The 23,350-nt window shown below is 43.6% G+C and carries 21 protein-coding genes; 4 read left to right on the plus strand and 17 right to left on the minus strand.

Translation table 11 applies throughout. The features are described 5' to 3' along the window. Nucleotides 1–7: 7 nt before the first annotated feature. The 9 genes from MH117_RS06695 to MH117_RS06735 form a co-directional block, all read right to left on the minus strand. A complete protein-coding gene (locus MH117_RS06695; RefSeq protein WP_239327907.1) occupies nucleotides 8–352 on the minus strand; it encodes a hypothetical protein in 345 nt (114 codons plus the stop codon). A 92-nt stretch (nucleotides 353–444) separates the two neighbouring features. Further along, nucleotides 445–1,119 (minus strand): hypothetical protein, encoded by a 675-nt coding sequence (locus MH117_RS06700; RefSeq protein WP_239327908.1) that lies wholly within the window; start codon nucleotides 1,117–1,119, stop codon nucleotides 445–447. 226 nt (nucleotides 1,120–1,345) lie between these two features. Next, a complete protein-coding gene (locus MH117_RS06705) occupies nucleotides 1,346–2,197 on the minus strand; it encodes a metallophosphoesterase family protein (RefSeq protein WP_239327909.1) in 852 nt (283 codons plus the stop codon). A 175-nt stretch (nucleotides 2,198–2,372) separates the two neighbouring features. Continuing rightward, nucleotides 2,373–3,689 (minus strand): beta-propeller domain-containing protein, encoded by a 1,317-nt coding sequence (locus tag MH117_RS06710; protein WP_239327910.1) that lies wholly within the window; start codon nucleotides 3,687–3,689, stop codon nucleotides 2,373–2,375. A gap of 339 nt (nucleotides 3,690–4,028) precedes the next feature. Next, the gene (locus MH117_RS06715; RefSeq protein WP_239327911.1) at nucleotides 4,029–4,781 is read right to left on the minus strand and encodes a class I SAM-dependent DNA methyltransferase; all 753 of its coding nucleotides are present in this window, start codon (nucleotides 4,779–4,781) and stop codon (nucleotides 4,029–4,031) included. A 244-nt stretch (nucleotides 4,782–5,025) separates the two neighbouring features. Continuing rightward, a complete protein-coding gene (gene trxA / locus MH117_RS06720; RefSeq protein WP_239327912.1) occupies nucleotides 5,026–5,346 on the minus strand; it encodes a thioredoxin in 321 nt (106 codons plus the stop codon). 168 nt (nucleotides 5,347–5,514) lie between these two features. Then, nucleotides 5,515–6,438 carry an NAD(P)/FAD-dependent oxidoreductase gene (locus tag MH117_RS06725; RefSeq protein ID WP_239327913.1) on the minus strand — a complete coding sequence of 308 codons (924 nt, stop codon included), beginning with the start codon at nucleotides 6,436–6,438 and terminating at the stop codon, nucleotides 5,515–5,517. Nucleotides 6,439–6,561: 123 nt separating this feature from the next. Continuing rightward, on the minus strand, nucleotides 6,562–6,960 hold the full coding sequence (locus MH117_RS06730; protein WP_239327914.1) for an Rrf2 family transcriptional regulator: 399 nt from the start codon (nucleotides 6,958–6,960) through the stop codon (nucleotides 6,562–6,564). Nucleotides 6,961–7,018: 58 nt separating this feature from the next. Next, nucleotides 7,019–8,047, minus strand: a complete 1,029-nt coding sequence (locus MH117_RS06735) for an AraC family transcriptional regulator (protein WP_239327915.1) — start codon at nucleotides 8,045–8,047, stop codon at nucleotides 7,019–7,021. A gap of 148 nt (nucleotides 8,048–8,195) precedes the next feature. Between MH117_RS06735 and MH117_RS06740 the strand changes: the two genes are divergently transcribed. Beyond that, on the plus strand, nucleotides 8,196–8,777 hold the full coding sequence (locus tag MH117_RS06740) for an NAD(P)H-dependent oxidoreductase (protein ID WP_239327916.1): 582 nt from the start codon (nucleotides 8,196–8,198) through the stop codon (nucleotides 8,775–8,777). A 640-nt stretch (nucleotides 8,778–9,417) separates the two neighbouring features. Continuing rightward, nucleotides 9,418–10,425 (plus strand): alpha/beta hydrolase family protein, encoded by a 1,008-nt coding sequence (locus MH117_RS06745; RefSeq protein ID WP_239327917.1) that lies wholly within the window; start codon nucleotides 9,418–9,420, stop codon nucleotides 10,423–10,425. Between the two features lie 62 nt (nucleotides 10,426–10,487). On the opposite strand, the gene MH117_RS06750 is transcribed toward MH117_RS06745, so the two are convergent. The 5 genes from MH117_RS06750 to MH117_RS06770 form a co-directional block, all read right to left on the minus strand. Further along, nucleotides 10,488–13,079, minus strand: coding sequence for an ABC transporter permease (locus tag MH117_RS06750; RefSeq protein ID WP_239327918.1), 2,592 nt, complete (start codon nucleotides 13,077–13,079; stop codon nucleotides 10,488–10,490). Continuing rightward, nucleotides 13,076–13,759, minus strand: a complete 684-nt coding sequence (locus MH117_RS06755) for an ABC transporter ATP-binding protein (RefSeq protein ID WP_239327919.1) — start codon at nucleotides 13,757–13,759, stop codon at nucleotides 13,076–13,078. Before MH117_RS06755 ends, MH117_RS06750 begins: the two co-directional genes overlap by 4 nt. A 95-nt stretch (nucleotides 13,760–13,854) precedes the next feature. Beyond that, nucleotides 13,855–14,856, minus strand: coding sequence for a sensor histidine kinase (locus MH117_RS06760; RefSeq protein ID WP_239327920.1), 1,002 nt, complete (start codon nucleotides 14,854–14,856; stop codon nucleotides 13,855–13,857). Next, on the minus strand, nucleotides 14,857–15,540 hold the full coding sequence (locus MH117_RS06765) for a response regulator transcription factor (RefSeq protein WP_239327921.1): 684 nt from the start codon (nucleotides 15,538–15,540) through the stop codon (nucleotides 14,857–14,859). It abuts the gene before it with no gap. A 395-nt stretch (nucleotides 15,541–15,935) separates the two neighbouring features. Further along, nucleotides 15,936–16,838, minus strand: coding sequence for an ArsR/SmtB family transcription factor (locus MH117_RS06770; RefSeq protein ID WP_239327922.1), 903 nt, complete (start codon nucleotides 16,836–16,838; stop codon nucleotides 15,936–15,938). Between the two features lie 210 nt (nucleotides 16,839–17,048). Here MH117_RS06770 and MH117_RS06775 point away from each other — a divergent pair, with 210 nt between their 5' ends. Beyond that, a complete protein-coding gene (locus MH117_RS06775; protein WP_239327923.1) occupies nucleotides 17,049–18,797 on the plus strand; it encodes a glycoside hydrolase family 2 protein in 1,749 nt (582 codons plus the stop codon). Nucleotides 18,798–18,870: 73 nt separating this feature from the next. Here MH117_RS06775 and MH117_RS06780 read toward each other — a convergent pair whose 3' ends face one another. From MH117_RS06780 to MH117_RS06785, 3 genes are all read right to left on the minus strand, one after another. Further along, a complete protein-coding gene (locus MH117_RS06780; RefSeq protein ID WP_239327924.1) occupies nucleotides 18,871–19,908 on the minus strand; it encodes a YdcF family protein in 1,038 nt (345 codons plus the stop codon). A gap of 44 nt (nucleotides 19,909–19,952) precedes the next feature. After that, on the minus strand, nucleotides 19,953–20,081 hold the full coding sequence (locus MH117_RS26495) for a hypothetical protein (RefSeq protein WP_275444555.1): 129 nt from the start codon (nucleotides 20,079–20,081) through the stop codon (nucleotides 19,953–19,955). 112 nt (nucleotides 20,082–20,193) lie between these two features. Further along, nucleotides 20,194–21,321, minus strand: a complete 1,128-nt coding sequence (locus tag MH117_RS06785) for an NAD(P)/FAD-dependent oxidoreductase (protein ID WP_239327925.1) — start codon at nucleotides 21,319–21,321, stop codon at nucleotides 20,194–20,196. Nucleotides 21,322–21,914: 593 nt separating this feature from the next. Between MH117_RS06785 and MH117_RS06790 the strand changes: the two genes are divergently transcribed. Beyond that, nucleotides 21,915–23,255: a lytic polysaccharide monooxygenase gene (locus MH117_RS06790; protein ID WP_481857248.1), complete on the plus strand. Its 1,341-nt coding sequence runs from the start codon at nucleotides 21,915–21,917 to the stop codon at nucleotides 23,253–23,255. The last annotated feature ends 95 nt before the right edge of the window (nucleotides 23,256–23,350 follow it).

Below are 23,350 nucleotides of genomic sequence, written 5' to 3' on the forward strand. Positions count from 1 at the left end.
AGAACGTTCATTTACTACATAATTTCGGGAATCTCCCTTGAAGATAGGACTCCCATAAGCTATTGATAAATTCATGATCATGATTGCTGTCGAAAGCTTTGGCAATGAGGCCAAGGTCATCAGACACATAACCAGCCAGCTCGGGATTTTGCGTGAGCCGAAACGTTTGCTTGAATGTAAACTCCCTAATATTCCTAATAATTTCATTCTCAGATGGATCTAAATCATGTACTGTTTTGTAGCTAGAGTTCCATGCCTCATCGAATGCAGAAGAATCTCTAGCATCTAATTCTGCATCCCAATCCACTTCTTTTTCGAAAACACGCTCAAAAAATCCGTCAGCACGAATCATAGTTGAGATCTCATTCGGTGTTATCAACGCAGCCTCGCCTCTTTCAACTCTTTTTTGTCACATATTATCACGCATCAACATACAACTTCCGTTCACGATCCGATATACAGCTTGTGCTCTGAAAAGGTTGCGAAATACCCTAGTCGATACAGCTCGAAATACGCGTCGAATGGGTCGCCCTTAAGTCTGTAACGGTGCCATTGCAAATAATAAGAGATCCAATAATCGCAGGCAATCGAGTAATAGGCCTCATCCAGAATTTCAATCGGTGCATCGTAATCCTTGTGCTCACTCACAACTTCAAATAGCGCCTCGTACACATGAGGATCATGTGCTTGGCGGATCGTGTTTATTTTCCCATGCGGTAGAAGCTGAACTTCTTTTATTCCTGACAGGTATGCCGCAGCATCTGCCACACCATCCAAATCTTCAAACTCATCAAGCAGCTCCTTCAGCCCTTTAATAAGCTGCTCACCATATCTTATCAGCACATCTTGAGGCACATCTCCAGTTTTGCTGTTGAAATAGCCGGGCACTGTGTCTCCGTTGAAATCCTCTGGATCTAGCAGTTCATACATCCGTTTAATCCGCTGTAAATAGGCATCTCCATCTTCAAGTGGCGCAAAGGTAGCTTCTACACCTTCTCCACTAGGCATGTACATTTGAAAATATCCATATAGCTCATTATCTTCGATGACTGCATCATCGGAATCTACTTCCTCATCCATAAGACGGAGTAGATATCTTGCGTACGACTGCTTATCCATATGTACATTCTCCTTTTCGCAAGTAAGCGCAGTTTTGTAACCCAATTAATCCACGCTATCAGGATAGCTGGCTAAATGACTAACTCTCCTCGTAGAGGGCTAGAGATATTCCCCGAAATAGAACGCAAGCTTCTCCGCAGAATAGCCATCTTCGCCTCTCTAGGTCGTTTGTCTGCTAATCGGTCTAGCTATGTTTAACCACTGCAAACCTTACACTTACAGTTACCTAATCCATTTCAGCAGCGGTGAATATGAGCACACGCCCATCTGCATTGATCACCTGAGTGCCGTTGTCTAACTCTGCAATCGCCTGATCCCAATGTACGTGTCCGCAGCAGATTATCATTGGAGGAAAAGCTTCCACCATCCGCCGCATTCCTGCGTGGCCGGGAAGCCCTTGACTAGGGAAGTCGGGCCCCTGATGAAGCATGAGTACCTGAGGACCACGGTGAAGCAGCTTTTGTAACGTGTCCAAGTACTTCTCTTCTGGCATACGGTTCGGCTTGTCTGCTCTTCCGATAACGCCACCCAGTCCGGCAACGGTCATGCCACAATATGTGGCTATTTTAGGCTCGGCAAATAAATTCACGCCTGAAGCGGCCTTCAGCCAGTCCGCTCCCTCCGCCGTAAATAAATCGTGATTGCCTGCCACGCCAAGCACGGTACCGAAATGCTGATGGAAGGCCTCCCATACTGGAAGCGGATCTCCGCTCGCTCCTCTTTTAACCGGATCGCCATATAAGTCGCCGCACAGCAGCACACCGACTCGTTCAGGCTCATATTGAGGCAGGATACTTTCCAATAGCAATGCCACTATTTCAGGCAGTTCCTCACCAACTAGCTTGGGGGATTGTTCCTCGCGGGGTCCATGACCTGCTATGCCCTGAAGATCAGAAGTCACGATCAAGGCATCTAACTGGGCTGGAAGTCCTAGTATTTCTCCTAGGTATATCGGCAAATAGTCGTAAGATACGCCTTGGCTCCCCGATGAGGCGGTGGTGTAGGCAAGCTGTTCGATCGGTTCCTTTGCAATACAAATTACCTTTAAGGGCGCTTGTCCTCCGGCACGTTTGTTCATCGTGGCACTCCTTATTTCGTCTTTATCCTATGGCAGATAGTATATTTCCGTCCTGATCTATGTAAAAGAATCGGCGGAAAATGGAATGAACACATTAAATCGTCGATTTAACAAGAATACGAAGCTTGCTTTTCGTATTATCAATGTATATTTTTAAAATGTCATGCAAGCTAGCCTACCAACGCAGCGGCTCCTGATTTTGCCACAGCAGCCAGCGGTCTGTTTCCAGAATTGGTGCTGTTCCAATACTGTACTCGCTCTTCTCACTGCTATCCAGTCTCAGGAGATGGAGCATGCCTCCGTACGTCCCGACCGCCAGTATCTTTTCGTCAGCGCTTACCGTCATCCCGAAGATCGTACTGCCCACAAAATAACGCCAGATTTCATGTCCTTCTCCATCGATCAATTTAAGATAGCCGTAGGCATCACCTAGAATGTGTCCCTCTTTTAAAGCAGCAGCGGCATAAACCCGCATCTCCTCGTTCATTTCGGGCCATTCTTCTGCAGCGCCATCAGGAAATCCCTCTTCGACCCTATTGAGTGGTACCTTAAACGTCGACCCATTATAAAAATGGCAAGCGTTGTACCACACCTCTCCGTTATCCTTGGAAAAGCGGGCAAAATGCGGATAGCTGGATGTCGGTTCAAAAACAAACACTTCACCGCTTCGCATATCCTTCAGCAAATGCTCGCTGCCCTGCGATCCGTACGCCAACCACCGCCCGTCAGGGGATACGTCACCATGAACCATATCTACGATCGTGTCCTCGATCTCGAACTCTTTCAACTCTGAGAGTGCAGGATGAAGCAGTTCGGCTTCTCCACCGACACCCAGCAAATAAATTCCATATCTGCTTACGAGCAGCAAACTTCTTCCCTCGTTAAAAGGAATGACTTCCTCTATCACGCTCTCGGGGTGCTCCTCATCGGCCAAGGATTTAAGGTCTGATATTGATTCTTTAAGATTGCGCTGCACATCCTGCCAAGAGTAAGCGGTAACTTCCTCTCCTTCTGAGTCGGCAGCCATGTTGCTGACTACCCGAAATCCCTGCTCATTAACAAGCGCAACGTAAGCGCCGTCCCGTGAGCCTCCGGCGTGGCTCACTCCAGGAACTAAATCAAGGTTTTCTCCGTTCACCATGTACACGGTGCTACGTAGACCTGAACCTCCAGCATGCACCAGCAAACTCCCGTCCTTCAAAAAAGCTAAAGGTTTTACCGGCTGCAATTGATCCTCAAACTTGGACGTAATCGGCCAGGATGAAGGCGGTATTTCCTCCCGCAATATCTTTGTTTCTCCGGCACGATTAGCCGCACGAATCATCTCGACGATCTTGGTTGCGAAACTGCTGCGTTGATCTTCTTTCGGAGTCTCTAAATTTTCCGACCAACCCTGTTCCATGCCGATCTGTACGTATTTATTAATTTCGGAGGCGTACCGTTTTCCTTCAATCCGCCAACGCTCTGCTATTTCTTTGTTCAACCAGGTCATTAAGAACATTCTCCTTATGTAAGTTAATAGGCAAGCAGTGCTTATGCCCGTATTGGCACGATCACATGCTTTCACGCCATGCCTTTGATTATAGATATAACTCGCCAACTGCCCCATCAATGTAAATAGATAACTGAGCTAATTCTATCTTTTCATAATACACTTGAAAGGTCTGGAAGCGACAGGTGTAAATTACCAAAAAGACTAAAGACCTCATGCTACTTTAATAGCCGACCCTATACGAAGGATCGGCTATCAAGGTAAACAATTCAGTTATAAACGCTTATAACCACATCAAAAGGAAGTAGTAATTCGTAATTCGTTTCTACGACGATAAATCTATTTATGTGATACCTTCCTACAGACAGTAATGATAGATGAAGAAAAAGTAGAAAACGGAGTTTTATCCCATTCCGAATATTGGCTTTCGATACAGAATCCGTTGCTTGTCAACATAGACTTAAGAGTGTCATTATCGGTAAAACGACAGGCAATTCGGGAAGTAGATTTCTTATGTCCCCAATCACGGAAGGTGACCCAGTGCATAATATGATTTGTTTCATCATAGGATTGCGTTCCAGATACCTTCACATGATGTCCATCCTTATCTATAAATTGTCCCCAAGTCGTTTCTTCTTGGCTTGATAAGTCCGTTCCCAGCGGGTTACGTGTTTCAAAGGCAAATACCCCGTTGGGTTCTAAATGCGTATAAACGGTTTTGAGCAAGCAAATTTGATCTTCATCGCTTAGAAAGGCCTGAAAAGCATTTCCTGTTAAATAAATCATGGAAAAACGCTTCTCTGATTTAAATGTCCGCGCATCCCCATCAAGAAAAACGGCAGACAAACCTTTTGCTTTAATCCGTGCGTATTCTAGCATCGTGGTCGCAATATCAACACCCGTCATATTTATTCCAGACTGTGATAAAGGTATTGTTGTTAATCCTGTACCACATGCAAGCTCTAGAACTTCTCCTGGGTTCGATTTAGCAAGTTCAATATAAAAATGATATTTTTTAATCTCACCACCAAATTCTAGATCATAATTTATCGGGTCTAGATATTCTTCGAGATTATTGTGCTCAATTATCATAGTATCACCCACCAATTATAAGTATTCTGAAAAGATATAACGATAACAGCAGCTTCTATTGCGGACTCCTTATAGTGTACTATAAAGGTGCTATTGATTTCTCCTGATCTGTGACAAGTTTATCCACAGATTGTGCTGTTTTAGCTAACATTTTCATTCATTTGATCTGCTCTTAGAATTTCGCTGCTCAACTAGTGAAAGCCGCCGATTGTGTGGGCGGCTTTCGTTTGGTGTTCTGCGTTGTTTAATTCATTTTATTTATTATGAACTGTTTTAATTTATCAATGGGAACAGCCCCAATCATTTTATCGATCGGCTCACCATCTTTAAAAAGAATCGTAGTTGGCAGACTCATAACCCCATAATGAGAAGAAATATCCGGGTGTTCATCTACATTGACTTTCAATACCCTCACTGATTTGCGATACTCCTGATCGAAACCCTCGAGTATAGGTGCAAAAGCGCGGCAGGGCCCACACCAAGGCGCCCAAAAATTAACCAATGTAAAACCATCATTTTGCAAATCACTTTTAAAGGTTGAATCCGTAGAGTGACAAATCGTCATGTGTATTTCCCTCCATTTCAATACTTTTCACACACGTAAAATAACAGCTAACTATCCATTCTGGATCTCACCACCTCCTTTAATTAACACGTTTGAAATCGAAAGCGCATAGGACGTATATGCCTAATTCAACTTTTATGAGATATTAAAGGCATTTTATATCCACAATTAGACATGGGGTAAACTACTACTAGTAAAATACTCTTCCGTCAAATCCAAATTCACACTCATAGCCGTTTGGCTGCCGTCTGCTGCAGCAAAAACCACTTGTGAGGGAGCTACGTAAGAAGTATCTCCAGCGATATATAATCCAGGTATTGCGGACCTCCCCTTTTCATCCGTTTTAATCCCACCCCCGGCCAACATTTCACAGCCTAATCGTTCTGCAAACGGGGCGCTTTGCACAAAGGTAGGAGTCACAAAGCCACCAGCTCTTGGAATTTGAGTGCCGTCTGCAAAGCGAACATGTTCAAGCCGCCCATTCTGGCCGATGAAAGCTGCAATCGCTTGCTCCATGACCACAATCCCTTTTGATTGAAGCTGCTGTTTATGCTTATCCGTCAGAGATGCCTTTCCGTTCGTACAGACAACCAAATCCTTGCTCCAATTGAGCAGCAATTTGGCCATATGGAACAGGTTTGAAAATTCAGAAACAACAACAAGCGCTTGATCTTGGAGTTCCCATCCGTCGCAATAGGGACAATTGAACAAGCTCTTCCCGTAAAGCGGATAAAAGCCTTCAATCTCTGGATATATCTCCTTTACACCTGTAGCCAAGATTAGCTTTCGTGCTTGCAGACGGTGGCCAACAGAATCAACTAACTCAAACCCGAATGGGGTAGTGTCAACGGACACAACTTCGGATTGCAGATGATCCACTAACGGATAGCACTTTACCTCCTCAAGCGCAATTCTGCGAAACTCGGCTGGCGTTACGCCGTCCCTCGTAATAAAGCCGTGAGACGCATGTGTAACAGCATTTCTGGGTTGATTGTTGTCCATAATAGCCACCTTTCTCCTTGCTCTTCCAAGGATGAGGGCTGCATTCAACCCGGCTGGTCCACCACCAATAATGGCGCAATCGTAAATCATATACACAACCCCCTTATATAGATATTACAGACTTATTATATCTTTAATTGAATTAAAAAAATCTTGTACTACGCAGCAGTGTGCAACCGACTATACCTCCTTTCCGCATAAAATAACGTGAGCTTAAACTTTCGCTTGCTTTTGAATCAGATCTGTTAACTTTGTATTTTTAAGATGGCTTTCCATCTTCTCTTCCGCTTCCTTCATTACAGCTTGAATCGTGCATTCGTCGCCGTGGACAAAATCACATTCAAATAAAGATGCGTTGCCCTCGATCGCATGGATTATATCCAAAAACGTAATATCGTCTTTCTTGCGAGATAAGCGATAACCTCCGTTGACCCCAGATACGGACTCGATCATCCCTGCTTTCACAAGCCTTGTTAAAATTTTGGATAAATAGGTTGGTGAAACACCTTGTAATTCTGCTAACTGCTGAACACCTATCGGCTTAACCTGAGAAGCCTCATTAAGCGCAAGCATGGTGTGCAAAGCGTAATTGGTTGCTTTAGTAAATTTCACGGTTACACCTCATTTAAAGACTTATTGTATCTATAATATCTCCGAATTCGATTAGGTGTCAAGTTATACTCTTTTTATCTAGTACACGTATTTGGTTACGATATTGTCCTGGTGTTAAACCCGTCCACTTCTTAAAAGCGCTTTGAAATGCACTTGGCTCCGAAAAATGCAGCAAATAGGCGATATCGCCAACGGAATACTCTCTTTTTTGCAAATAACTCATGGCCAGTTCCTTGCGTACCTGTACAGATAACTCATTATAGGATGTTTGCTCAGCCTTTAGTTTATTTTGGAGTGTTCTTATGCTTATTGTGAAATATTCCGCTGCTTGCAGCAAGGTCGGAAAAAAGGAAGGAACACTTTCTTTCATCCACAGAACTACCCGATCTGAAAACAGACTTGACTGGGTCAGCTCATCTTTGGTTTCTCGCGCCATTTTCTCAAAAACACCCAGCAGTTTTGAGTCAGAGTACAGAATCGGATAATTCAGCACGTCCTTACTCATGCGCAGAACATTATCTTTCCCGCCAAAACAGGGTTCTTTGCCGAATACCTCCATATAGGGTCGTAAATCTGCCGACGCCTCATGTACAAACCGAATTTCATGCAACAGGATGTGTTGGTTACTAAGCTTGTTGATCAAATGATACAGCGAACTCGCCATCTCTTCTACGACATGACGCGAAATGTGACCGGGAAGCTGTAAAGAAAAAAAGATAAGGACATCGTCGCCCTCCATTTCCCATTTCAAAGTGAAAACGCTGCATAGAATCACATTGTATCTCTGATAAGCACTCAGCGCATCAACTACGGTTTTCGAGTGAAGGATCACATAACCGAGAATGCCCATATCGGCAAGCTCTATGATTTGTCCTTGGTGCAAGCCAAAATGATTGTCCTGCGTGTAATTTGCGGCAGCAATCATCAATCGCTCCAATTCCTCTTCAGTAATACGAGCCTCCGTATCCTGCAATAAATTGCAGTCAAACGAAGAATACCTAAAATATTCCTCTATATCAAATCCTTTATGAACAATTGACTTCATAATCGGATATACCGCTGTAATGGGAACTCCCGGGTTCTTCAATATCCACTCTCCCTTTGCGTAAATAAGCAAGTTTATTGCGCTTTTGATGATACATTTATCTTTCGATTCGTACTATTCTAATTGAAGTCATGCATTATATTATATCGCAAACCGTAAATGAATTCGTTACAACAGGAGGAAACTGGTTATGAAATCAAAAATTCTCGTTATTAATGGACACCCCGACCCACAAAGCTTTTGCGCAGCTTTGTCCGATGCCTATATGAAGGGGGCTGTGGCCAGTAAAGCTCAGGTTCGCTCTATAGAGTTGAGCAAGATCCAATTTGATCCGAACTTAAAGTTTGGATATCGAAAAAGAACGGAATTAGAGAAAGATCTGCTAGAAGCGCAAGACCTTATCCGCTGGGCGGATCACCTCGTATTTATTTATCCTACATGGTGGGGGGTAATGCCGGCTATCCTTAAAGGATTTATCGATCGGATTTTTCTCCCTGGCTTTGCTTACAAATATCGAGAAAATTCTTATGCAGTGGACAAGCTTTTAGCCGGTAAGTCATCGCGTTTGATCGTCACTGCTGATACTCCGCTCTGGTACAATAAGCTAGCATATAAAAACGCAGAATACAATGTGATGAAACGCAACATACTGAAATTTTGCGGAGTATCGCCTGTACGGGTTACAGAGTTGGGGCCGATCAGAGGATCATCAGATAAAGCGCGAGCGAAGTGGCTGGCGAAAGTGAGTCAGCTCGGGTCGCAATTAGCTTGAAACGGCAATAGTCATGTAGTTACGTTAAATAATATCTACGTAGGATTGAATTCAGATCTCAAGTGCATATTCAATAAGGAAGCGATATTGCGATCGCTTCCTTATTCTCCTTTTGCTCCCCCTTATACCACAGTACTGGCGAATGAAAAAGGCAAGTATCATTCCTGAACGATAGATGCCTTTCGATTTCTTGAAAATACTGATACCTTATGCATGAATTAAATTTGTTCGATTGTCGCCACTCTTGCAGAAGTATCACCTCCCTTTAATACCGCACATCCCCCTAACCTCATATCCAAGCGTGTTCATTTCTATGTCCTCTCTATAAAATTAATCATTAAGACAAATACTACTTGACCTTAGGTCTGGCCTAAAGTGTATCGTTGAGGTATTCAAAGCTCAAATCTCTTTTAAAACAAAAGCTTCCATAAGTTGAAAAGCTATTTTGACAGTAGACGCAGCATATAGTGCAAACCAAGCCACACTCAGATCTGCTTGCCTTGATGTCGTAGGGATTAACCTACGTGCCAAGGATTTGTATGAGAATTGCTTCGTGCAGCATCTTGTGTTAAATGAATTAAAATGGAATTACATGGTATTGTAACAAATAGTAATCAGCACATAACGAAGGAGCCATCATATGAAACATAAAGTTACCATTTCTATATTAATCATCTTCCTGCTGGTTGGCGGTGCAGGACTTTATATTATGATGCAAAACAGCTTTAACATGGTTGAGCAAGCGGTTGAAATCCAAACGCCTCAAGGCAAACTGACCGGCACCTTAGTACTGCCAAAAAACTACACGAGTAAGCTGGGATTAGTATTGTTTATTCATGGTGACGGCCCCATTGACGCCTCTCATGATGATGGCTATAAGCCGCTATGGGAGCGGCTGGCTTCCCTTGGGTATGCTTCTTTGTCTCTTAACAAAAGAGGCATTAACGGTTCGGAAGGCAATTGGGAGCATCAAAACATACAAGACCGTGTGGAAGAAGCCCGTCAGGCTATTGCTTGGGCAAAAGAGCAGCCAATGATTGATGAGAAGCAAATTGGGGTGTGGGGGGCGAGTCAAGCGGGCTGGGTCATTCCGAGGCTTGCCAAACAGGAGACGCTTGCTTTTAGCCTACTTCTATCTCCGGCGATCAACTGGATTAGTCAAGGTCAATACAATACACGCAGTGAAATGCTGGCTGAAGGAAAATCGGAAGCAGAAATTCAAGATAAACTGGCTTATAACCAACAAGTGCGACAATTATTAGAGAAACATGCCTCCTATGAAGAATATGTCAAAATCGCACGTGAAAATAGCTTGATGTCGAGAGACAGATGGATATTCGCCGGTAAAAATTTATTGTCAGATGCTACGGATGATCTTCGCAACTTCAACTCGCCTGTATTATTGATGCTAGGTGAAGATGATATAAATGTCGATGTGAAGGATACAGAGCGGGTTTATCGAAATGTTGTAAAACCTGAACTGCTGCGTGTAGCTGTCTTCCCTGACGCTGATCACTCCATGCTTGCCAAGCAAACAGCGAATTCGAATTTGCGGGCAACCCTCATTAGTCTTTTTGCTCCCAGACAAATTACGATACCGGGGTATATGGATGAGATCGAGCAGTTTCTGAGGAAACTTCCTGAATAACATCATAGCCAGCCGTCGATTTGTGGTCGACGGCTGGTTGCACAAATTTGTGAGCCTGCAATTTATATACTCTCCTGCTTAAGTGCATCAATAATGTTTTCCTTTTTTACTTTCGCACTGGAATATAACATAGCCGCACTAACAATAACAAAAACGGCAGCAATGACAGAAAGAATGCTCATCCATGGAAACACAAATCCGTAGCTGAATTTGTTGGCCAATGCCCTGTAAATCAGATACATCACAACGAAGCTGATGGGAAGCCCAAACAACAGCGACTTCAACCCATAAAAAATGCTTTCGTAGTTCATCATCTTCGCAAAGCCTTTAGGCGTCATGCCAACCGATTTCAGCATCGCAAATTCCCGCTTGCGAAGCGTTATGCTCGTCGAGATCGTATTGAAGATATTCGCGATTGAGACAGCTGAAATTAACACAATAAAGCCATACGAAAAGACAGACATGATCAAAATCCTTTGTTCTTCCATTACTCTGGACTCGTATTCATTTAAAAAGAACAGGTTAGACGCTCTGAATTCTTCAATCTCCTGCTGTGTTTTCATAGGATTTTTGCTTTTTAAAAATAATTGAGAGTGAACGAATGACATACTCTTTTCGTCCATGAGTCGCTCCTTGACACGCTTGGATACGATAATATCTAAGGTCCCTAATTCTGCTGAACGCATTCCCATAGGCAATTGATCCGTCATCGCAGCGATGGTTACCTTATTTAATTGCGTTTCTTTATTTGTCTCTTCGTTTATATAGCTCAAATTGAGGCTTTGACCAGTTTTTGCATGAATGGCTTTCGTGTTTACAAATTTACCAGACGTCTCGTCTTTATAGTGAATCGTATCCACAACGATCGCGGCGGGATGATCTGGATTCGTCAGCTGTTCGTAATTTGCGCCAACCGCTTTGGCATAGGCTTGCAAACTCGAATCGTTCATTGCATTAATCTTTATGCCATAAAGGTATTTCCCTTCCTTCAGTGCACTTCTATCCTGCTTAACTGCCTTCCGCAGCTCATCAGCAATTGCTGCTTCATCAAACCAGGCATTCACCATGTTCCATTCAATCACATTGTATTCGCTCACATCGTCCAGGGATGCAATCGATTGAACTGTCGAATCGTCTAATGGTTTCCAATTGCTGTACCAGATTTGAATGTCGTAATTAACACCTTCCTGTGAGAGTGCTAGAGATTGCTTTAGATTGGCGGTAAAAAAGGACACAGTTAAAAACAAAACGATACTGATAACGAGTGAAAATACGGTGGCATGGTATCTTCGCTTGTTTCGTTTAATATTTTTTAATCCAATCTCGGCTTCGATGCCGATGAACTTGCGCATGAGCTTCGACGTTTTCACGGCTTTCGGTGTAAGTTTCACATCGGCAGTTTGGCGCATTGCGTCAATCGCGAAGATTTTGGAAGCTTTTATTGCCGGGACAAATGTCGAAATGAAAATCGTCAACATCGACACAACACAGGCAATCAGGAGCGACATTGGCGTGATGATAAGTGTCAATTTTTCCGTAGTCCCCAGTGCCCCTTGGATGATGGAATTAATGAACAAGAAAGTTATCCCTATCCCAGCAAGGCCGCATAGGATCCCGATGGGGATGCTAATTAATCCGATAATGACACCTTCAAAGAACACCGAGTTCCGCTTCTGCCGCTTTGTAGCACCGACGCTTGCAAGCATCCCTAGATGACGGGAACGTTCCGAGACAGATATCGCAAACGCATTGTAGATTAACGAAATCGAGCCGATCATGATGACTGCCATAATAATGAGCGCCAAGGAAATAATCGTGCTGCTAGAGGCTTTGCTTTTTGACAAGCCATAATAGTGAAGCAAATCGTGATTATATTCGACAGAGTCGATGTCGTTCATTTTCGCCAATTGATCTGCATGGTCAAACAAAGATCGATCAAGGGTTTTCAGAGCGACGGCCGCATTAACTCGATCGGTTGCCTTCATGTTGGTATCATCGATATAACTTATGATCGTATACCCAGGGGCCCACGCCGGTTCCATGACGGGACGTTTGATGAAACCTACCACTGAAAGTTCTCTGTTTGTGATTTGCTGTAAGGATTCATTCAATTTTCCATCTTCACGACGCAATAGCTCAGATTGATCCAGTGGTTTATCGCTGCCCTTTTCGAAGCGTTCACCAACTGGGAGTGTTAAATGATCACCGATTTCATATTTTACCTTTGCATTTTTCACTATGGCTTCCGAAATCACGATTTCCTTGTCCGTTCTGGGTAGCCGCCCCTTGCTCAATTGAATTGGAAATTGCGTGAAGCCTTGCTTGTTGTATGCCTGAATAAACAAATAGGGCTTGGTCGAGTTGTCTGCTCCTACTAATCTGGCATAGCCCAGATCTTTGGTGATCGTGACGACTTTGGTTGCAGCGTCGTTTTGAATAGCTGCGAGTTGTTCCTTGCTCACATCTTTATAAAGGACATGCCATTCTCCACTCTCTGCGATGGTCTGCCTTTGCATAAGATCCAAAAAAGAAAAGCCGAGCGTTGCCACAGCCGTCACCATGGCAACCGAAATGATGACACCTATGATCGTGACCAACGTACGCCTCTTATTTTGCTTCAGATGTCTGATCGTGAGTCGATTGACGATGTTCATGGACGGATCACCTCGTCCTTGGCAATTCTTCCGTCTTCAATGGAAATGATCCTATCGGCCTGCAGGGCGATTTGTTCGTCGTGTGTAATCACGATCAGCGTCTGCTGATAGGTCTTATTTAGCATCTTTAATAACTCAACGATCTCACTGCTATTTTTGCTGTCCAAATTCCCAGTCGGCTCATCTGCAAGCATAATCGCAGGATTGCTAATGAGTGCTCTGCCAATCGAAACCCTTTGCTGCTGCCCGCCAGATAACTGATTAGGCAGATGGTTTAGCCGATGCTTCAGATCCAATGTCTGAACCAGCACGTCCAATTGTTTTTGATCTACCTTCTGTTTATCCAGTAGAAGCGGCAGCGTCATATTCTCTTCCACTGTCAGGACAGGAATGAGATTGAAGAACTGATAAATCAGACCGATTTGTCTGCGCCGAAAGATGGCCAGCTGCGTTTCGTCCAAGGTATACATGTCCGTATCCTCTACAAATACTTTCCCACTAGTCGGTCGATCTACACCCCCCAACATATGCAAAAGTGTCGATTTCCCCGATCCGGACGGGCCGATGATGGCGACGAATTCCCCTTTTCGTACTGAAAAAGAAATATCATCAAGCGCTTTTACCGCAGATTCGTCTTTCCCGTATTGTTTAGACAGATGTTCGATTCGTAAAATTTCCATAGTTATAACCTCCATAGCATCGCTGATGGATATCATTTTATCTGTCCAACATGACTTTCAAGTGACTTGGAAAGTGACGATTTAGTCACTTACGGTTAGATCACTTGCTTATAAAATTTAATCCGAAACTCCGTGCCATCTACGCTGCTGCTTCTTACATCAATCACTCCGTTCTGATTGGCCACAATGCTGTGCGCCATTGCAAGACCGATGCCGATGCTCCCCTCAGCAGCATGCTTCCCTTTATAAAACCGTTTAAAAATGTAGGGCAAATCTGCTTTTGGAATGCCTTTTCCGTTGTCAGCAATGATGATTTCAGTGAATAACGCGTTCTCGGTAAAAGAAATGGAAATTGCTCCGCCCTCTTGGGTATGTTCGACACCGTTCTTCAAAATGTTGATGACCGCTTCAACAGTCCAATTAAAATCCCCTATAAAAGAGACGCCCTCATCTCCTTTGATCGATACCGTCTGTTCCTTAATATCCATCGGAATCAAGACAGGGTCTAACGCCTTCCGGATAAGCTCTTTTACTAGTATTCGATCTCTTTTGAATGGAATTGTTTTGGCATCGATCTTCGATAGCTTCAACAGCGACGACACAAGCCAATCAATTCGTTCCAGTTGTATCCGAATGTTGTGAGTGAATTCCATTCTTTTGGCTGGTGGCAGGTCAGATCCGCTTAACAATTCCGCCATAACCGTCATGGAGGTAAGCGGCGTTTTGAGCTGATGCGAAATATCAGAAATGGCGTCCGTCAGTTGCATTTTGTCTCGCTTTAGAAGCGAACGCTGTTCAGATAACATAAGCGTCACTTTATAAATATCATTCTTTAAGATGCTAAGCTCGCCTTCTTGATTATCGCGAACGTCAAGTTTGTCATTACCGCTGCTAATTTCGCGTAAATAGACGGATAGCTTCTCAAGTTCGCGGTATCTCCAGCTTGTAAATAGAAAGCAACTTCCTATAAGCAAAAGTGACAGGATAACAACGAGCACCACCGCAGCAGGTGATATATAAGCAGCGGTAACGAGTGCCGTTAAGCTGATCAAGCTCATGATGAGCAGTAATAGTTGAATTTCTCGATTACGCAGCATTTAGTCACCGACCTTATATCCGAGACCACGGACCGTTTTGATCAAGGTTGGGCTCTGCGGATCATCCTCAAGCTTTTCCCGCAGCCTTTTAATATAAACGGTTAACGTATTGTCGTTTACGAAATCGCCTGCCACATCCCAGATTTGTTCTAAAAGCTGATTCCTCGTGAGAACTTGACCAATATGGTTGCCGAAGATCAGCAGCAAGCGGTACTCTAGTGCCGTCAACAGAATTTCAGCTCCGTTTTTAGACACCGTTCCCTCCATAGTGTTAATGCGTACATTGCCGATATCCATGATTGTTTTCGCCTGGAATGGCTTTTGGTATCTCCGCAAGACAGACTTGATTCGAGAGAGAAGCTCACGAATTCGAAAAGGCTTCGTAATATAATCATCAGCCCCCATATCCAGTCCCATCACGACATTGACTTCATCGTCGATAGCGGTTAAGAAAATAACCGGAATATCTCTTCGCTCCTTTACCAGCTTGCACAGCTCATATCCGCTCCCATCCGGAAGCGATAAATCAAACAGGCATAATGTAATCTGCTCGATGCCTTCGGAGAGCTCCTTTTGAGCTGATGCGACATCATGGCACAGGATCGTAGAAAAGCCATCTTGCTGCAGCGAATATTCCAGACCGGTTGCGATTGTTTTATCGTCCTCAACGACTAAAATCTTCATAAATTAGATCATTCCTACTCTTTAATGAGATTCATTCTTTTTAAGTTAGTGTCATTATTATACTCCATCATTTTCTGTACTGCTCTTAAGTAATCTTATTGCATGAGATGTAATCATTTTTTTTCTGGATTGTTCTTGCCTCTGTTAAAAAACATTGCCCTTACGTTTAGAAAGTAATAAACCAGAGCTATCAGGAAAACTGAAAGTAACCCCTTAATAACCGGCATTCCATCGATGCAAATGGCCGACAGCATCTCATTCGAGTTGCTGTCGGCCATTTTTTCGCTTCTTCTCAGAACTCGCTATTCAGTCGGGTCACTTCAATCATCTCATCACTTTTGCGTTAAAACGCCCTCACGATTGGAAGGTCACAGCTGCTTTTCATTCATTAACGATTAATAATACATATTCACCACGATGTCCTGGTCGTAATTACCATATCCCGCACCAAATAGTGTTACTCCTCCGCAATTGTCCGCTGTTGTTGGCGATGCTATTCGCAGTCTTACCTCTTTGTTAAATTCAATGCCGAGCATGTGTATCGACACATCCGAAATCCGAACCCCGTCCATGTAAGTGCCCTCTTCCATAACAGCGATCGTCTTGAGCAGGCCATGCTGCGTGCCGTGATTCCACCAGTCCGGTGTGTATAAGCCACGTTTGTTACCAAAATCGCCTGGTGACGTCCACATACCAACTTCGACTCCATTGATAAAGAAACTAATATCCGATGGCCACAGCTCATTGAATCCAGGCGCCTCCGAACATATTTCAAATGAAATTTCTAACCGTTTGAGCTCCTGATTGCTCAGCAAAAAATTTGGAAGACAATATTCGACCCATCCGCTGCCAAACCATAGAAGATTCGCCTGCACATGTTCTGGATCGGCAAAATAACGAGGATCATCAACCATACCAATCATTTTAGATGCCGAAGCAAGACCACATGTCGCATTCACATCGAAATTGGTGTAGTGACCAACTGGTATCGAGGCCACGTAGCTTTTTTTAGGCTGCGCCTGCCTTGATCTGAATTGCAAATGAATACAATCCAATTTGAGAAAACACAGCTTCTGCATGCCTCGCTTGCCAACAGTACTTTCGCACGCTATGATCCCCGCACGCTCCATCTTCTGAATATGCTTCGTGATAATCGCAGAAGAAACGGCAAGCGCCTCGGCTAACTCTCCAATATTCATGGGTCTATCGTTTAACATTTCGATGATTCTAACCCGAGTAGCCGACGATAAGCACTCAAGAAACGACATGTTATCAATGCTTACTTCAATGGATTGCATGATGTTCCTCCCATTTCCTCATTTCTTACATCTATTATATAACTTTTAAGTTAACCAATCCACAAAATTTGTATCCCTGCTATACATTCTATTTAATTAGGGCGAGAATCACATTGACAGATGATGAATACGGCACTATTATGATGGTGTATCGTTATCTCACGTTAATTAATTAACTTTTTAGTTAATCATAAAACAAGGAGGATTCTTATGCCAACAAACAAGTTACCCCGTCCTGAATATCCAAGACCACAATTTATACGTGAACAGTGGATAAATTTGAATGGACATTGGCAGTTCGAGATAGATCATGGATGCAGTGGGAAGGCACGCGGTTTACAAAAGGATGACGTCACATTAAACCAGTCGATCGTTGTGCCTTTCTGTCCAGAAAGCAGCCTATCCGGCATTGGCAATACCGACTTTATGAATGCCGTCTGGTACAAACGCAGCTTCGCAACGCCTGAAGCGTGGTCCAACGGCAGAAAACTGCTTCATTTCGGAGCTGTTGATTACAAAGCAGAGGTGTGGATTAACGAGAAACTTGTCGGGTCACACCGTGGGGGCTACTCATCGTTTTCGTTCGATATCACGCACGCCTTGAAGCATGGTGATAATACCATAACGGTATATGCTGAGGATCATATTAGATCTGGTCTCCAGCCGCGCGGCAAGCAATCTGGCGAGTATCATTCCCATGGTTGTGATTATACGAGAACAACTGGCATTTGGCAGACGGTATGGCTCGAATATGTACCCCAGACCTATATCTCATCCTTCCGCATAACGCCAGACCCTGAGAACGCATGCATACATTTGGAAGCAAAAATAAACGGCGCTGTGAAGGGGCTTCAACTTACTTGCGATGCTTCCTTCGAGGACAAGCCAATGGGTTCAGCATCTGTGAACATCGGAAGCTCATTGGCAAAGTTGACACTTTCATTAACAGATGTTCACCTATGGCAAGTAGGTTCGCCCAACCTGTACGGTTTGAATTTAAGTCTCGTTTGCGATGGTTCAATCATCGATTCCGCCATCTCCTATTTTGGTCTACGTTCTATCCATCTCGATGGAATGGCTGTCCGAATTAATGGCAAATCGGTGTTTCAGCGGCTTGTCCTTGACCAAGGGTTCTATCCGGAGGGTATTTATACCGCTCCAAGCGATGATGATCTAAAGCGCGACATCGAAATATCGATTGGACTTGGCTTCAACGGTGCAAGACTTCATGAGAAGATGTTCGAACCCCGTTTCCTATATTGGGCTGACAAGCTAGGCTACCTAGTATGGGGTGAGCATGCTAACTGGGGATTGGATATTTCTACTCCGCAAGGACTCTTGCGATTTTTGCCGGAGTGGATAGAAGGCGTTGAACGTGACTTTAATCATCCGAGCTTGATCGGCTGGTGTCCTTTCAATGAAACATGGGATTCAGGTAATGGTGCACGTCAAGATAATGAAGTATTGCGGATTGTATACGAAACGACCAAAGCACTTGATCCGACTCGGCCTGTAATTGATACGAGCGGTAATTTCCATGTTGTGACCGATATATATGATGTGCACGACTACGATCAAAATGTAGATACGTTCCGTGCTCGTTATGCACCTATGGCTGAAGACGGCGAAGTGTACAACACTTACCCCGATCGCCAAACTTACGGAGGACAGCCTTATTTCGTCAGCGAATATGGCGGCATCTGGTGGAATCCGAGCCAACTGGATCAGAAATCCTGGGGGTATGGAGACCGCCCGCAGAGTGAAGAGGAATTTATTGCGCGTTACGCTGGCCTCACGACAACTTTGCTCGATAATCCAAAGATGTTCGGCTTCTGCTACACACAGCTGTATGACGTGGAACAGGAAGTCAATGGTTTATACACTTACGATAGAACATCTAAATTTGATCCGAAGATTATTCGCGCGATTAATACGAAAAAAGCAGCAATCGAGGATTAGATACAAGCTTTTCAACCAAAGAATAATAAAGGATGGGCTATATGCGACAAGCACAATAACCCATCCTTATTTTCTACTTGGTGATATATAATATCGTCATACCAATTAGTGATAAACCTAGTACTATTCCGACTACGGTACCATGACGCTTTTTATTCATGACTACAACGGCAATATATTCGCGAATCATCGCGTTCGGCCAATAGTACAGAGCCGTCTTAGCCCCGATACCTTGACTGGACAATCCTGCTGCTCGCGCAAACAATCCAGAACGGAACAAATGAAAATTATTAGTTGCGAAAATACTGTTGTATCTATCTTCATACATATTGTCCATGATCTTCTTGGAGAACACCATATTCTCAAAAGTATTCGTCGAACGATTCTCTTGTATCGTATGTTGGATCGGGATCCCCTTGTCCACTGCATAAGCTTGCATCGCTTCAGCTTCCGACACTAGCTCATCTGACCCTTTTCCACCGGATAAAATGAGGGTAGGCGGTGTTGTCACTGCTTCCTGCCTACGGTAAAATTCAATCGCTTTATCAATTCGATTTGCGAGTAGTGGAGGGACCTTGTCGCCCATTAACCCGCTTCCAAGCACAATAATGAAGTTTTGATTTAATTTCGGCTTGTTGAACTGATACAAGAAATACGCGGATAAAAAGCTAAATAAATTTACAAGAAAATAGAGTAGTATGAACATGACCCCGGAATAAAACAGCTGTATTTCCTGTGGCAAGTATCGAACTGGCTTCATAAATGAGAACGTAATAAAGATCAAAATACAAATCCCCAATAATAACGTGAGATAATTCGAAAATTTTCTTCCTTCTTTACGAATCAATATTTTGGCATTGAGCAGAAGTGCAATTACTAATGCATATCCCCCAAAGGTTAACATGAGTCCAAACAGAATAATTGGAACGATCGCAAGTATCATAAGAAAAGGATTACCGGATAAGAAAGCTGCAGAAATGCCTAACAATCCAGTCGAGCAAATAAGAATATTAAATAAAAAGCCATTAATCGTTCTTCTCGGATCTCTTAGGTAGAACCAAAGGAAAAGAACAAGCAATACGATCGGAACCAACCACATTATTGCATACATACTATGTTGAACACTCCATCCAGACCATTATTTCTAGGCAGTCGTTAATCAATAAAATTGATCGCCTCTTCTACAAGTACAAAATCTGTCCGATTTGCTTTGCCAATCACAAGGCCATCATAATAACAAGCCATACCATCGTTCTTAGCAGCGTTACTCCATACTGCCCTCAATACATGGCAAAGCAAATTTCTCTATTAGTGGATGGCGAGAAACGAATCATTCTTACGTTAGGAAGTTAGCGGCGCTTCTTTTTGCATGCTGAATCGAATTGAACCTAATTGATCAACTTTCATCCATTGCCTTTCGAATATCGTAATCATCAAGATCGATATCCAATTTCATTTCAAGTGCCAATTTTGCAAGTTGGCAGCCTAGAAATGGGCCTACTGTCAATCCGGATGATCCCAGCCCATTTGCTGTAATAAGCCCCTCCCAGCCTGGGACAGTGCCGATCACCGGAAGAAAACCAGGTGTGAATGGACGGAATCCGACTCTTATTTCCTGCACGGTGCTACTAATTAATTTGGGTGCTACTGCTAGCCCCTTATTCAGAATTTCCTGTATCCCCCCTGCTGTGACTCTCGTATCATAGCCTTCTACCTCATTTTCATGAGTTGCGCCGAGCACGATCTTTTGATGATCAAAAGCAAGCAAATACTGATCAGTTGGAGGTATAATTAAGGGCCAGGTACCCGTGTCTTGCGGACCAGGAACCTGTAAATGCATAATTTGTGCTTTTTGATAACTAACCTGAAAGTGAATACCCAGAGGCTGAAACAGTGAATTTGCCCATGCCCCCGCACAAACAATGACATGATCAGATGAAAAACTTTTTGTTCCCACACTTACTCCGGTCACTCGGTTAGACACATATTGAAGCGAGGCATCCCCGTTCATACGGATTGCTCCGTTTCGTTGTGCGGATCGCAGCAGCGCATCGCGCAGTGCACGACCGTCCACTCGTGCAGCACCGCTAATATGTACGGAGTGATAACCTTCTGCTAGCAGCGGAAATCGTTCTCGAGTTTCTTCTTCATCAAGCAAGGTAATCTCACCAATTTCCGATGCATCAGCTTTTCGTACATGTGCTCGTTCCTCTATCTTGCTGAGCTTCTCCGTATCATTATGAATACACAGAGCTCCAACTTGGGCATAGCCTGTCTCTGTTTCTCCCTCGCTGCTTAGTTCTTGAATCAACTTAGGATAAAAATGTGCCCCTGCCTTTGCCAACTTGTACCAAACTTGATTACGTCGCTGTGATAGCCATGGACAGATTATTCCGGCAGCAGCGTCCGTAGCCTGTCCATTATCATTGCGGTCAACTATTAGGACGTCCATCCCCATTTTGGCTAAATGGTATGCAGTCGATGCTCCAAGAATCCCTGCTCCCACTATGATGACTTTCTTCATGATGACATTCCTTTCTGAACTCATTGTGTGTCCATTATAACGAAATTCGCATAAAAACATACTATGACCTATGTATTTTACAGGTTTGTCGAACGTAATCCCATCTTAATTCTATAAAATTTACAATCAAACATGTTCAAAACTAGTTGCTACTGAAAACGTATAATGATATATTTTATTGCATAGTAATATTTTGGTTATTGATATAATACTTTCACACGAATCACTTTTATCCACACAAATGTATCCGTTTACACGCGATCTTACCTAATAATCAACGATTAAGCAGCATAGCTATATTCGCTGCAAGTTCAACTTGATTACGATAGTCCTCCAGATAACTACCCTATGATATGAATTACATCTGCATGATACCGCTTCTTGTGCTCTAGATTACACCGCTGACAATTCGACAATTCCATTCATACATTTCTTCATTAGTAGTCTGATCAAGCGATTCATTTGGTCTTGATAGATACTGTTATAAGCTCCTATACGAGTTTATATATACATTTATCTTACACAGGAGGTGTTATCAGAACAGAACTAAATAAGGGATTACCAATAAAATGAATGAAGTGGAGGAATTTATGATGTTTAATGTATGTTTATCCGATGCAAAAAGGCTAAAATTTCTGATTACTGGCGGTACCATGCTCGCACTTCTTTTTGTGATGTCCCTTACACTCGCGGATACAGCTTCTGCCCACGGTAACGTGACCAACAGCCGTGCAGGTCTTTGTGCAGATGGCGTTAATAAGAACTGTGGACTGATTATTTATGAACCATATAGTTTGGAAGCACTTAAGGGATTCCCCGCCGGCGGCCCTGCTGATGGGAAGATTGCTAGTGCAAATGGTGCATTTGCGCCACTTGACCAACAATCAGCGACCCGCTGGTCCAAAGTTAATATTAGCTCAGGACCTACTACATTTAATTGGAAGATTAAAGTCCCACACGCAACAGCTAGCTGGAAATATTACATTACAAAACAAAACTGGAATCCTGACGCCCCCCTTACTCGTGACTCGTTCGATTTAACACCATTTTGCAATGTACCATACAACGGTAAAATGCCTGGCAACACATACTCCGACACGTGTAACGTTCCGAGCCGGACCGGGTACCAAGTTATTCTTGCAGTTTGGGAAATTTCGGATACCTTAAATGCTTTCTATAACGTAATTGATGTTAATTTTGGGGGAGACGTCGACAATGTAGCTCCTACTGCCCCAACAGGAGCGGCAGTATCCAATATTGGGTCGACAAGCGCAACCATCTCATGGAGCGCTTCCACGGACAACGTTGGCGTAACTGGCTACCGGATCTTTAGTGGCTCCAACCAAATCGGAGCAACAACAGGACCGTTAACTTCAAACTTGACTGGTCTGACTTCCAATACCTTGTATACCATTACGGTAAAAGCGGTCGATGCTGCAGGTAATCTATCCGCAGCAAGCAATACGGTAAGCTTCACAACACTTCCTGTGACTGGACCGGATACAGCAGCGCCTACAGCGCCAAACAGTCTTCATGTCATGGGAAGCTCAACTTCTACAACGGTACCATTAATGTGGAATGCTTCCACAGATAATGTTGGTGTAACGGGATACCAAATATTTAAAGGCACGACGTTGATAGCAACAGTCTCTGGATCAACAGTCGAATACCTTGTAAATGGTTTGACGGCAAACACGCTTTATACTTTCTCCGTTAAAGCGATCGATGCTGCTGGCAACGTATCACCTGCAAGCAATGTCCTGAACGTTACTACACCGCCCGCTCCAACTACATATCCAGCTTGGAGCGCAGCGGCAGTGTACGTAGCTGGAAATAAAGTTACACATAATGGCGTAAATTACGAAGCAAAATGGTGGACACAAGGTGAAACACCAGGCACCTCAGGAGCTGACGTGTGGAAAGTAATCTCTTAGGTCCTGTGTGTCATCCATAACTGTAATAGGGCCGACAGCATCGCATTGAGATGCTGTCGGCCCTTTTTACGCACTTGATTCCTATTCCAACTGCT

This window comes from Paenibacillus sp. ACRRX (assembly GCF_022346885.1).
In the GTDB taxonomy this organism is placed as follows: domain Bacteria; phylum Bacillota; class Bacilli; order Paenibacillales; family Paenibacillaceae; genus Paenibacillus_B.